The 14545-nt window shown below is 38.6% G+C and carries 4 protein-coding genes; 3 read left to right on the top strand and 1 reads right to left on the bottom strand.

Going from position 1 to position 14545, the window contains the following annotated elements; genetic code table 11:
* Positions 1 to 65 precede the first annotated feature (65 nt).
* From ACKI5B_RS01415 to ACKI5B_RS01405, 3 genes are all read left to right on the top strand, one after another.
* Entirely contained in the window at positions 66 to 10424 is a 10359-nt protein-coding gene (locus ACKI5B_RS01415; RefSeq protein ID WP_407425167.1) for a beta strand repeat-containing protein, read from the top strand.
* Positions 10425 to 10550: 126 nt separating this feature from the next.
* Positions 10551 to 10748, top strand: a complete 198-nt coding sequence (locus ACKI5B_RS01410) for a hypothetical protein (protein WP_407425166.1) — start codon at positions 10551 to 10553, stop codon at positions 10746 to 10748.
* Between the two features lie 35 nt (positions 10749 to 10783).
* Positions 10784 to 12355, top strand: a complete 1572-nt coding sequence (locus ACKI5B_RS01405) for an ATP-binding cassette domain-containing protein (protein ID WP_407425165.1) — start codon at positions 10784 to 10786, stop codon at positions 12353 to 12355.
* A gap of 12 nt (positions 12356 to 12367) precedes the next feature.
* On the opposite strand, the gene ACKI5B_RS01400 is transcribed toward ACKI5B_RS01405, so the two are convergent.
* Positions 12368 to 14527, bottom strand: a complete 2160-nt coding sequence (locus ACKI5B_RS01400) for a methyl-accepting chemotaxis protein (protein ID WP_407425164.1) — start codon at positions 14525 to 14527, stop codon at positions 12368 to 12370.
* Positions 14528 to 14545: the final 18 nt, after the last annotated feature.

Below are 14545 nucleotides of genomic sequence, written 5' to 3'. Positions count from 1 at the left end.
GCAATAGAATGTTCCCCAAATAAAATTGTAATTTTTGTCATTTGCTTAAAAAGCAGGGGTGCAAAATGATTAAAAAAGTTCTTCAAAAAAAATTAATTTCATTGGCAAAGGTGTTCGCACTTGGTCTTGCGACAGTTTTTCTTACCACTTGTGGTGAAGATGCCGGTTTAGGTTCTTCAGTTGATACGGAAGCACCAAGCGCAACAATTTCTTATCCGCCGGACGGTTCAGTTATCCGTGACTGGTTTTATATTGCCGGAACCTGTAATGATGATAAACAGGTTTCAAAAGTAACTGTAGCTTTTACAAATACTTCTACAAATTCTCAGTATGGACCCTATACTGCTGATGTTTCTGATGGAACTTCATGGATTTATAAAGCAAATGAAGCTGATTCAGAAGGAAACTATATTCTTCCTGACGGTTCTTATTCTGCAAAAGTCTATGTATATGATAATGCCGGCCGTTCAACAGGCCCTTACAGTCTTGCTCTTGAAATCGATAATACTGCACCTGTTTTTATAGTATCTGCACCAAATTCTTTGACATCTAATTACGCATACGGTACAACTCTTCGGGTTCAGGGAACTGTTTGTGAAAGTCACTCTGTTTCGCAGATGACTCTTGAAGTGTATGATGGTGAAAATTTAAACGGAACTTATAAAATTGACGAAGGAATTGACGTTTCTGACGGTTGTGCAATAGATTTTGCCCGCTTCACTGTAAATGGAACTGACACACTTTATTCTAACTATACAAATATTTATGGAACTGTAACTCTTAATGATACACAGACAGCTGCTGCAGCTACAAACGAAACAAAATCGTTTAAGACATCAATAACACTTGCTGATACAGCATATCTCTGGCAGGATGCAGGTAAAACTACTGCAAGTGAAGAAACCGGTAATACAACTTCAACTGCTTATCTGTACGATGATGTTTATAATGTTCTTATGGGAAGTGGAACAACCAGCCTTGGTCTTACTCCTTCCCGTGTTATTGGAAACATGAACGGAAAGTACACAGACAGATATGCAATTCTTGATACAACAGCACAGTCTTTAGGTTTTGCAAACCCGTATACCGACGATACAAACTTGAGCGTAAAAGAATTTCTTGATTTGTGCGGAAAGGATACGCTTTCAAATCATCTTGCATTCTCACTTAACCCTGCAGCACGACCGACTTATACCTTCCTGAGCGTTAATGCTTTGACAAGCGGCACAGGTGCAAGCAGTACGAAACCTGTTTATAATGATTTTGTTACTTCAAAGGCCAGTACAAGCAGTGAATTGTCAGCAACTATAACTGCATTTGACAGCAATACTCTTGTTGCCCCAAAAGATTTTACAATGTGGATGTACAAAGTTGATGAAGATAATGACTACAAGGAAGGACTTGAAAGTATTGTTTCAAAACTTGAATCATCTGTATATGGAGCTTCTGCTGCTGCACCATCCGGCTGGACACAAATAGGCAGTGATTCTTCTGAAAATTCTGTTACAAGTTTCAGTCTTACAAGTAATGCTTTAGGATCTACTGTAAAATCAGGAAGCTGTTATATTGTTGCAGTCACAGGAAACGACGTTGCAGGTTCTAATATTTATCATAATAATGTTTACGCATTTATAGGAACAACAAGCGGTACTCCTCCAAGTATTACAATCGAAACTCCGGAAAAATCTCAATTCTTTAAAACTTCAGCAGATACCAATTTAAAAATAAAAGGCTCTGTTACAAGTGAAAATGAACTTGTTTCTTTGAAGGCAACTATTACTGTCCTTGATGAAGATAACGACGAAACAGTTACAGACGGCACAACAAATGAACTTACCTATGAAAAAACAATAAACGGCGGCACTTCAGATACATTCGATTTTAAATTATCTGACTGTAACGGCTGGAGTTCAAAATTTGCGGCAACTGCTAATTCAGAACGAACTTACAAATACTCTTTAACTGTTGATGTTACTGATGAAGGCGGAAATACAGGTTCTATAAGCCGTGATTTCTATGTTGATACAGTATCTCCTTCAGTTGAAATTACTTCTGTTCTGCCTGGTGTAGAAGGTTCTGATTTTGACGGAGATTCTTCAAGTGTAAATACTTATGTAAATGGTACAATCATTGTAAAAGCTGGTATTGACGATACTCATCTTGCTTCCGTTTACTACCGTATTCTTGTTAATGGAACTTCAGCAAAGATTTATAAAAAAGGAACTTCAGATGAACTTGAAACTGACTCAGACGGCTGGTATACACCTGGAAAAGGCACAAGTCAGAAAATTTATGTAGATACAACCAAATATGAAGACGGCAAATCTTTCAAAGTTGAAGTAAAGGCAGTTGATTCTGCAGGAAATGAAACAATATATACAACAGATGATTATTGTAAATCGCAGTATTTCAGCGATGATACAACGAATACCATCTATACATACACAATAAAACAGGAAACAGATGCTCCAATTATAACTGTAACAAATGCTGATTCTACAGTTTCTACAGAATCTGCTGTTACTGATGAAAATCTTTTTGATTTAACGACAAAGAAAGCTTTGACAGCAACTATCAAAGATGATGATTCAATTTCTTCGCTGGTTTTGAATATCGATGGGGAAGACAAACTGACTGAAACAATAACAGGTACAAAAACAAGTTATCCTCTTAATTATGATTTGTCTTTACTTAATGAAGGAGTTTATCCGGTTTATATCATTGCACAGGACAGTACATATACAGAAACAACTGATAGTTCAATTCAGGCATTACGAAAAACTACTTCTGACACATTCTATATTTCAATTGATGAGAGTGTGCCTGTATTAACAGAAACTTCTATTGGTACTAGTACTCAGTATAAAAATGATTCATTTATTTTGTCTGGAACAGCAAGTGATACCAATGGTTTCTATGGTGAAAGTTCAAACACTGCAGTTGGAGCAGTTACAATTTCTTATACAGGAACTCTTGCAGATTCAAATTCAACGGCTGTATCCGGTGAATTTAGTGCTGTAAATTTAACTTCAATTACTACAAGCAATGGAACAAAGACAGGTTCATGGTCTAAAGAAATTATCTGCGGTACTGGAACTGATGAATTAAAAGACGGTTCATACACTTTTGTTATAACTGTTAAAGATGCCGCAAACCGTGAAACTGGTCTTACCAGAACAGTTGTAATTGATACAACTGAACCTGTAATTTCAACTCCAGCAGTTGTAACAGCTTCAACTACAGATTCTGCCGGCAATATCTGGTATAAATCAAGTGAACTTAAAATTTCAGGAACTTCATCTGATACATATGGCACTGGAATTAAACAGGTTTATTATCAGACAAGTTCAGATGGTTCTAACTGGTCTAATTCAAATGATTTTGCTGGAACTGAAACCTGGTCTGGTAATGTTTCAAATCTTGTATCTGCAACAACTACAATTAAAATCACTGCTGTTGATAATGCAGGAAACACAAATACTGTAAGCTGCGGACCATATTATATTGATGCAAAGGAACCGGAACTTACAGATAATTCTGTAAAAGCAGGAACTTCAAGTTCTGATGCAGAAACTACGTCTTCTTATCTTGCAAACGGTAAATCTGATATTTATGTTTCATTTGAAGTTACAGATGAAGATGGTGGCAGTGGAATCAGTAGAATTTATGTTCTTCCTTATGAAAAAATTACAGATTCAACAGCAACAGATTCAAATAAAGCAGATTATTCAAATGGTACAGCTTCATTTACAATTGCAAAAGAAAAGGTAACGCAGTCTGGAGCAGTTTATGCCCGCATTTACGATTATGCCGGAAATTATACAGATGTAAATCTGTTTACGGTTACAGTTGATACGACTGCTCCGACAATTACACTTAACACACCAACAGACGCACTCAAATCGACAGATGCAGTTGATATTAACAAGACAATCAATTTGAGCGGAAACGCAGAAGACGGAAATACTCTCCCTTCAGACACGATTACTGCTCTCCAGTATTCGAAAGACCAGTCTGCATGGACAGATGCCGCAGTTTCAATCAGCGGAAACTACTCATTCAATATGACGGGCCTTGATACAACTGCCCTTACAGACGAGACAACTTATTACCTCCGTGCTGTGGGAACTGATGCGGCAGGAAATACAGGATATTCAAATATCGTTACAGTATTTGTTAATCAGAAATCTGACCGCCCGATTTTGAACTTTACTACACTTACTACAAATGCAAATGATGAGTATATCTTAAAACTCAACGATGCCGGCACTGTTGATGTTACAGTAAGTGATGACGATTCAACTTCTTCTGCTGTTGTAAAATCTGTTTCAATTCAGGAACTTGATGCAAGCGGAAACGCCGTTGGAAGTGTCATAACACCAGCAATTTCTGCTTCCGGAGACTTTACATTTGCTTCTTCTTCAACAGATGATGGTGCTAAATACTTTAAGTTCACTGTAGTTGATAACGAAGACACGGAATTTACTTCGGCTTCTTCAACAAGTGATTACACGACAATTCCTGTATTGAGCGTTAAGACTGTGGCAATTTCTGATTCTGCTGTAGCTTCAAGTTCATTCACTTACAAATCAGACAATGAATCTCCTGTTGTAGATAACATTACGGCTGTAACTTATAAATCTTCAGGTGATGAATCAGTAACTTCTGAAGGAATTTCTGCAGCCTTTGTAACTGGCGGAACAGAACGGGAGAACATTGCACTTACAATTCATGCAAGTGATGCAAACGGTGTTGCAGGTATGCTCGTTACAATCGCAAAGACTGACGGCACAACACTCAAATACAAGACAACTTCTGAAACGACTATTGCAGGAAAAACAATTGCAGACGGATACACCAGTGCCGGCACATTCACAGCCACAAGTACAACCGGCGATTCAACCTGGGTATTGCCTTCGCTTTCTGTCGCTGGACTTGATTCTGGTTCTGTTAAAATTACTGTAATTCCGTACGATAATTCTGGTCTTACAGGAAACGGCACGTTCACATTCACTGTTGATAATGACGGACCGGCTGTTAATATTACAAGCCCTAAATCTTATGCAGCTGATTCTTCAACTCAAAACAACGGCAGCGTAACACTTACCGGAACAACTACTGACTCTAATGACGTTACTTCTGTAAGCTGGTTTATCCCAACTTTAACACAGCAGACAGGCTGGCCTTCTCTTAATAAAGAAAGTCTTGAATGGAATGATGAAAGTGACACTGTTAACTTCACATTCACTGGAAATACACTTCTGGATAATTATGCAAATTCAACTTATACAGAAACCTCAGGTACATACTCTGATCCAAGTTCTACTTACTATGTAATTCCGGTTTACTTCAGGGCTGTTGATGAATTCGGTAATATTGCCTATTCAACCGATTATAAGATTCTGTATAACCCGGATGTAGATAAAATTACTACAACAATTACAAACCCAAGCAATGAAGATGCTTTGGGTGGAACTGTCCGCATGATTGGAAGCACTTCAATTTCTTCTTATGCTTCTGTAAGCCTGAATTCTGTTTACATTCAGCTTGGTTCTTCTGCTTCATTCTCTGATACTGATAAAACAAAAGCCGGAACAGGTACTGGAAATTACGGTTATACTGTAGTTTCAGCTTACGATGTAATTAATGAAATTGCAGGTACTTCTTACACTTCAAGTACAATGACAGATGCAATTGCCAAAAGGTACGGCTTTACAGGCAAAACATCACTTGATTCATGGTGGGGTATTAAAACTACAACAAACGCATGGAAACTCAATCTTAACGAAAATAAAGAGCTTGATCCGACTGGAGACGGCGTAAATACAGTTTACCTGCGTGCATCAGCAGTTAACTCAAACGGTAAATTTGGAGACTGGACAGACAGCATTTATGTTACAATCAACAACAAAGCTCCAGCTTTAACAGAACAGCTTTACCAGTTCAAAACTTCGCCAACAGCATCTAATCTTTCTACAATTACGGCTTCTTCAAATGTTACCGGCGAAAAATCATATTCGTCAGACATGTATGTAAAAGGTCAGTGGTATCTTGAAGTAACTGCAGCAGAGGCAGAGGGTGCTTCTGGTTCTTATGTAAAGGTTGAAAGTGTTACAAAGGATAATGCAAATCTTACAAAAGGTACTGATTATTTTACAACTGCAACGAGCGGTGATGATACAAGTGTAAAGATTTATATTCCAGTTGATAAAGATTCAGCTGATACCGTTGTTTATAAAGTAACTGCAATGAGTAAAGATGGATTATTCTCTTCAGCTAAAACATATTCAATCAATGTTGATAACACTGCACCGACAATTAAGCCTCTTTACAGCGATAAAGACAGAACGAATGAAATTTCTATGACAAAAGTAGAAAATTCAAACTATAAGTACAGTGTTTACAGTACTGCCATTGATGAAGGTTCTAAACCGGACTTTATGGCTGTTTACTTTATGCGTGACGGACAGCTTGAACTTCCTCTTCCAACAATAAATTCTTATACTGCAAATGACAGTTCTAAAGTTGAAGCAGGAACTGCTTATACCGCAACTACGGGAACATCAGGAACCCTTAAGCAGATAACAAGCACCGAAGCCGGTGAAGTTCTTTATGGTGTAAGCGGAACTGTAAGCTGTGCTGCAAGCGGTGAAAACACAGTAATTACTTCTTCTTCTCTTATTACAACTGCAAACTCATTTATCCGCCGCGGAAGCCTTGTAAAACTTTCAGGCAGTTATTATGCAATTACAGAAGTTAATACAACTGAACATACAGCAACTGTTAATGCAACATTTGCTACACTGCCAACATCCGCATTCTTTGCAGCTGCAATCGCTGTAGATTCTGATAGAGAAGGCGGTACTACATCTTCAGGTGTTACAACAATTACAAATGATGACGGTGACGGTTTTGCAGAAACTTTTGATTTGTCCGGTACAACTCTTTCATGGGCTCTTGACTTCTTCTCAGACGAACTTGACGACGGTCAGATTGATATTGTTGTAGTAGCAGCCGATAAAGCCGGAAACTACAGCACAGAAACAACAACAGTAATGCTCACAAACCACAAGCCTCGCGTTTCTAAGGTATTCCTTGCAACTGACCTGAACGGGGACGGCAAATATACCGACAACGAACTTGGTGGTCAGGCAATTACTTCAAGCGAAGGTGGAACTTTGAGTCAGAAGTATTACTCGGCACTTTCAGGTTCTGTAATCAATTCTTCTGGCGAACTTGAAGGAAGTGCACAGGAAATTTCTACACTTTCTTACAAATCAACAGAAAAAGATTCTGACGGCAATTATTATGGCGTTGGATTTACAATGCGAAACAAACTTGGTGTTGCCCTCGAATTTGTCGGCGGTAAAGAAGGTAACGGCGACCTTAAGTATCAGCTTGCTGTAGCCTCTTCAACTGACGGAATCTTAACGGAACCTACAGCAGGCACAAAGGGAAGCGTAACAGCACGCACATCTTCTCTCTATGACACAACATCAGATACAACAACAACTGCTTCAATTGTTTCAAGTTCCCTTAAAGGCTTTGAAATTGCAACAGGTGACATTTCTGGTCATACAGAATGGGTTGAAGCAACTGAAAGCACACATAAACTCAGCAACATCGGAATTACAATCTGGGATTCTACAAATGGAACAACTGCCGGTACTGGTGACTCAGTTGACGCTGAAGGAAATACTGTATTCGGCTCTCAGTACACTGTAATCAATGTGCCGCTTTATATTGACCTTACAGATGACAAATTCCCTGTTCCGTCAATTCAGGATCCTGCTGCTGTAGAAAATGCAGGTCACGTTGAATTAAGTTCTACTTTACCTTCTGTATTTACAGACGGAAATGCAACAAAGTATCTTGATAGAGATACAAAAATTTCAGGTGAAGTTACATTTACTGGAACTGTAACTGATGAAAAGCGTGTAAGTGAGATTTATCTTACAACAAGCAAAAACTTCGACAGCACAGCCGTAAGTACAAAAAAAGTTGCAGCATACAGCACTACAACAGGTGGATTTACAATCACGCAGCCTGCAACAGGATTAACATTTGCAATTACAGGCAATGAATTCAGTACAACAGACGGTCATACAGTAACCTGGAGCCTTACTGTAGATTCAAGCTATGTTGCAGGAATTGCAGCAACAGACGTTGTATTTACTGTAGCCGCAAACGACGGAACAAATACTAATGGTGCTGCAACAACTGTGCCTTATGCTACATATCAGGTGGATGTTGTGCCGTATATCACGGGAATAACTCGTACAGATACAACTAAGAGTCGCTACAAGTCAACATCAGGTACAAATATTACTAACCGCTCAACATATGGAAGCTATCCGGTGGCAATAGGTGACCAGCTTACTGTAACAGGTTATAACTTCCCTTTAAGTACAGATACTACTAATTATGTTTCTGTCGGCGGAACAACACTTACAGCAACTGAAGCTTCAACAGATTCGGATAAACTTTTGGGAACAAAGAATGCACTTGTTTTAAGTAATAATAAGACAATGACTTTCTATGTTCCATCTAACTCTGGAGAGTTGACCGTAACTGTTAACGGTATACTTAGTTTGAATCATAAAAATGATAACTCTCAAACTGATAACCATGAAACCAGCGGTTCATACACCTATTATGACAATCGTTATCTTGATGTTTATGATGTTGGACACAGCTTTGTAAGTACAGATTCTTTAAGCCACATGCCTACAATGGCAGCTGATGCAAGTGGTAATTTGTTCTCAACATGGTCTCTTAAAGGTTCTGCTTCTATTCAGCTTGAAAAAGGTCTTACTGTAGCAAGTAAATCAATCTTCCTGAATTATGACCAGCCTCAGGACCCGTCATTTATTGCAATTGATAAAAAGGCTACTTCAGAAACTGGTACAGCTGCAAATTATTACGGATATCAGGGGGCTAACTCAGTTGCTGTAATGTTATTCCCAGCACATGTAGGTAACGCCGGTCGAATCAATTCAACAGGTTATGCAGCTTACAATAACTGTGGTGGTGCATTCGGTATCGCATTGAGTAATGAAGCTGCAATGGAATCTTCAACTGATACAACCGCCTCAATTCTGTATAACCGATATTATCTGGCTGATAAAAAATATACATCAGGATATCAGCTTTCTAGTTATGCAATGACTCGTGAAGTTGAGCATTTTGATGTTCCTCGTTCTGCCCGGTTTGGCAATAACATGCATTTTGCATACTATGATATTAAGAATCAGGCTTTGCGTTATACCTATCAGCCAGTAGAAAATATTTCAGCACTTCCAACTGCTAATGCTAATCAATTTGATATTACAGGCTGGGTTTTAATTGATGGTACCAGTGATGGTCTTGACAGAGTTCATAGCCGTGGAACTTATGATTATGCAAATAATGATGAAAAAGTTGGCTATTCAATAACTTATAATGAAAAGCCTGGAAATACAGCTGCTTATTTGGGTACTAATTCTGCACGTTTAAGTACGACAGATTTCCCTAACACTGACAAAATCAAAAGTGGTTCAACAGTTACATTTGCAATTATGTATACAAACACTCAGGGACTGTATGTTACAGAACTGCATACAGCAACATGCACATGGTACACAAGTGGTTATTATCTGACATGGACAGATAGCAAATTTGATAACAGTAAAGTTTCAACTTCAGCAACAAACGCTGGTCCTCATGTTGCAATGTACTTTGGTGAAGCTAATGTCGTTTCTACTGGCTCAACACAGTCAAGTATGGCGGGTAGTGCAATCAGTATGGATGTAACTTCAACCGGCTGTCCTGTTATTGCATACTACGATTCTGCAAATGAATGTGTTCGCATAGCTTATGCTAATAGTGATTCTCCATCTCTTGCTTCTGCATGGCGCCGTCAGGATGTGGCTGCGGGTGGTTCAGATGTTGCAATGAAGATTGATTCAAACGATGTACTTCATATTGTCTATGTTGATGATGAAGGCAATTTGAAGTACATAAAAAGTACAGCCGGTGTAAAAACACCTGGAGTTACTGCCGATGCATATTCTTTTGAAACTGACGAGACAATTGATACAACAGGTACTTATCCTACTTTGTCATTAATTGGCACAGACAACACTCCATGTGTTTCTTATCTTAACAAGGCTAAGACTTACAATGGTATTAAGTATGCAGTTAAGCGAATTGTTGACAGCACAGAATCTTCTGCTGTCTGGGATACAGAAATTATACCTGCTGTTGTTGAAGATTCGACAAACCACTATGCTGTTGGAGGAAACCTTACTTACGTAGAAGGTAACTATCAGGGCAAATGGTCTTCCTCTGTAAGCGAAGACGGCGTTACCGTAAGTGACTGCGATGCTGCAATCGGTTTCCAGACAGACCGAATGGATGTTGTATTCTTGAAGAGCGAGAAGTAAGCTGCCCTCTCCCGCGCAGGCGCAAGACCGCAGGGAAAATCTCAAAATTTTCCCTGTTTATCACTTGACGGTAAATCAATCTACCTTTAATATATAAATGATTTATTTTTTTTGACGGAGTATATTATGGCTTCAAATACAGTTTCTACAAAAAAAACTTCAGGTTTTGATTCGCTTCCAATTTCAATTCAGATGCTTATTGGTGTTGCACTTCTTTTGCTTATTGCAGTAATTGGTTTTGCTGTTTTCTTTGCAATTGATGTACTTCTTCTTGATTTTGATCCAATCGGCAAACTTGCAGGTTTGATTTTTGGTGGCAAATAATTAAGCAGGCCGGTCGCTAGACCGGTTTTTTTATTATGAATACAGAATTACTCATCAGCATAAACAATTGTCGTGTTCAGGATTTACACGGAACTAAAATTCAAAACATAAGCTGGAGCATGAACTCTGGCGAAGCATGGCTTGTTATTGGTGCAAACGGCAGCGGAAAGGCAGAATTTCTACAGGCTTTAGCCGGCGAAAAACAAATTATACCAAATGAGGCAGTTCAATCTGCATATAAAAATTCATTCTCAGATTCAGTTGAAATTGTTTCTCTGGAAAAGGCAGCTGCTTTAATTCAGGAAGAGCGGGATTTAGACGAATCTGAATATATGGACAAAATCGATGAAGGCAGAACAGGTCGGCGTTTTATATCAGAAGTTTTAGGCGGTCCTGATGCAAAGCATAGAAATCTTCCACTGCCTCCAATTGCTTCGCGCCTGGAAACAATGCCGGAAGTTAAATTATGCGGAGTTGAAACAATACTTGAACGCGGGCTTAAATTCATGTCTACGGGAGAAATCAGGCGTACTCTTTTATGCCGTGCCCTTCTTTCCGGAAAAAAACTGCTTATTTTAAGCGATCCGTTTGCCGGTCTTGATGCTCAAAGCCGTTCCATTTTACTGGAATTTTTTGCGACTATTGTTGGTAAAAGTGTTCCTTCAGTAATTCTGTCAATGGAGCGCTATCATGAAATTCCTGAAACTATAACAAATGTCCTGGAATTTTCAAAAGGTGAAATTTCTTTTTGCGGTACTAAAAAAGAATATGAAAATCTTCTTTCAGAAAGAAATGCAGAAAAATCAAAATCCCGTGAATCAGAAAAATCAAAATTCGTAAATGAATTAAAAGAGATTCAAAAAGATACAACACTCGTTACAGATATTCATACAGAAAGTTCTCAAACTCTCATTCAGATGAACAATGTAAATGTCGGCTGGGGTGAAAAACAGATCCTTGTTGATTTTAACTGGCAGGTCTTACCGGGTGAACACTGGCTTATCCGTGGTCCAAATGGTTCTGGTAAAACAACTCTCCTTGAACTTATAACAGGTGATAATCATCAGGTTTTCTGTAATGATGTATATCTGTTTGGTAAAAAACGAGGAAGCGGCGAAACAATCTGGGATATTAAAAAACAGCTTGGTATTGTAAGTTACCGCTGGCATGTTGAATACCGCATGGTTGGCAGCACAGATCTGGAAAGTGTAATTATTTCAGGTTTTAAAGATTCCATAGGGTTGTATGAGCAGAAAACTGACGTAGAAACTGCAACTGCCCGCAAATGGCTTAAACTTGGCGGATTTGAAGGCAGGGAACATGATTCTTTCAATTCATTGAGTTATGGAGAGCAGCGTGCCGTTTTAATTCTGCGTGCAGCCGTAAAAAGTCCTAAAATTCTTATTCTGGATGAACCGTGTCATGGTCTTGATGAAAATTATCGTCAGAAAATTCTGGATTTACTGGAAACTGTTGCAGAAACAGGTACAACAACGCTTTTACATGTAACTCACGATCCAGGCGAAGCTCTTCCCTGTGAAAAGCACATACTTGAGCTTCATCCCGGTGAGAACCCAATGTATAAGCTGATTTCCTGTACGGATTAAACCAGCTTTGCATTAAACCTTAAACAAATCTATCTGGCTTCCAATCTGATGAATTGAATTCTGCATTGTGCCTGAAATATCAGAAAGGGTCGAACCATTTTTTTCAATCTGGTTTGCACCTTCATACATTCTCTCAATGCTTTCAGTAATGGCTTTTGTAGCTTCCTGCAGATTTTTAATTTCATCAAGAATAGTTTTGTTGCCTTCTGACATTTCCTGTGAAGACGTACGGACTTCAGTGGTGGAATCATTCATCATTTTGAGGGCATCTGTAATCTGATGGCTTCCTGCTTCGCTTTCTTCCATTGCACCGCGAATCTGGCGCACAAGCTGGTCTGTCTGCTGAATATTTTCACTTACAGAGTTAAAGGCTGCTTTTGCTTCTTCTGAAGATGCAACAACTGTTGTAATTGAATCCTGAATTTTTTTGAGCTCGGCGCCGATTGTCTTTGACTGATTTGCAGAAGTTTCTGACAGATTTCTGATTTCATCGGCAACAACACTAAATCCCTGACCGGCTTCACCAGCATGTGCTGCTTCAATTGCTGCATTCATGGCAAGCAGGTTTGTTTCGCTTGCAATTTTACTGATTGTGGTATTTGCCCGGAGCAGAGTTAAGCTCTGTTCTTCGATTGTTGCAAGCTGCTGATTTACGATATTCTGCTTTTCAATTCCGTTTCTTGTAAATTCTTCAAGCTTTGAAAAGGCATTTGCCATTTTTTCTGTGCTTTGAGAAACAGAAATTATATTTCCAAGCATCTGCTCAACTGCCGCACTTGCCTGATTAACTCCGCTTGACTGGCTTTCAATCATCTGATTAAGGCTCTCGATATTCTTTGCAATTTGAGTTACTGAGCCGACTGTCTGTTCAACACTTGCCCTCTGGCTTTCAATCTGAGCAGAAACATCATTCATATTTGCAGAAATCTGGGCTATTGAGTTTCCTGTAGCTTTTGTGGTGTTCTGGAGATCATTATCAATTTCCTGAAGAGCATTTTTAGAATTTTTTACTTCACTGATAATGTTACGAAGATTTTCAATGAAGGTATTAAATCCTCCGACAACACCGCCGATTTCATCTTTTGATTTTATTTCGATTCGTTTTGTGAGGTCTGCATCGCCTTTTGCGATTTCTTTGATTGAATAATTAAGCCGTAAAAGTGGTTTAAGAAGAATCTTCATGTATATCGCAATAAAAATGATAAGCAGAATTGCAATTACGAAACTGCAGCCAGCAATATTCATGCCGTTACGGTGAGCTGAAGCAAGAACTTCGTTTTCGGGCAGAGAAAGTCCTAAAGACCAGTTTGTATCATAAATCGGGTAGTAATAAACATAGTCTGTTTTGCCTGTGTTTTGATTCTGGATTGTAGCAACGTCATTATTTCCCATGACCATTTCATAGGCAAGGTCTTTAAATCCTATAAGGCCGGTAGTTTCATCTTCCATGTTGGAAATGTTTTTCATAAGTTCGCCTTCATCCGGATAGGCAATTGTTGTGCCGTGTCCGTCCAAAATAAAGGCAAATCCCTGTTCACCGACATTTATTTTTGAGATTTCAATCTGAACATTGTCAATTTTAAGTGCACCCATGAACAGACCAAATAAAGTGCCGTTTTCGTTTAATGCCGGTAATGCGACATAAAAAAGATATTCGCCTGTTTCAAGAGATTTTTCAGGATTTGTGATACTGCTTCCCTGACCATTTTCGATTACATCTTTGTAATATTCAGTGTGTTTAACGCTGAATTGAGTTCCGTTGGATGTATAAAGAATACCGTCGTGACCGCATATTCCTACATATTCAAAATCGTCGCCGATAAGGCTTGGGTTATCGAGTATGTACTGATAAATTTCATCGATATTGCCTTCAAGAAAGATTTCGTTTTTTGTAAAAACCCGAAGGTCTTTAAAATAGCCTTCCAGCCAGTAGGTGAGGGCTGTAGAACTTCTTTCAGAAAGTGTACTGAACAATGCGGAATAAGATTTTATGCTGTCCCGGCCGATAGAGAAATTTAAAACAGCGACCAGAACTGAAAAAAATACAACGAGAAGAACAAAAATTGCTGCTACAAATTTAAATGCGAGCGATTTTGTAAATTTATTTTTTGCGAGCGGTTCTTTTACTTTTACAGGTTTTTGCTTTTTAATCTTTTCTTTTTTTAGTTTCATATTAGTACCTATAATAAT

It is taken from the genome of Treponema sp. (assembly GCF_045657965.1).
GTDB lineage: Bacteria > Spirochaetota > Spirochaetia > Treponematales > Treponemataceae > Treponema_D.
Note: the sequence above shows the minus strand (reverse complement) of the source record. Positions and strands in the feature narration are given on the sequence as shown.

What these genes read in the sequence shown, in the direction of transcription:
- ACKI5B_RS01405 (WP_407425165.1), top strand. Translation starts at nt 10,784, where the DNA reads ATGAATACAGAATTACTCATCAGCATAAACAATTGTCGTGTTCAGGAT.
- ACKI5B_RS01410 (WP_407425166.1), top strand. Translation starts at nt 10,551, where the DNA reads ATGGCTTCAAATACAGTTTCTACAAAAAAAACTTCAGGTTTTGATTCG.
- ACKI5B_RS01415 (WP_407425167.1), top strand. Translation starts at nt 66, where the DNA reads ATGATTAAAAAAGTTCTTCAAAAAAAATTAATTTCATTGGCAAAGGTG.
- ACKI5B_RS01400 (WP_407425164.1), bottom strand. Translation starts at nt 14,527, where the DNA reads ATGAAACTAAAAAAAGAAAAGATTAAAAAGCAAAAACCTGTAAAAGTA.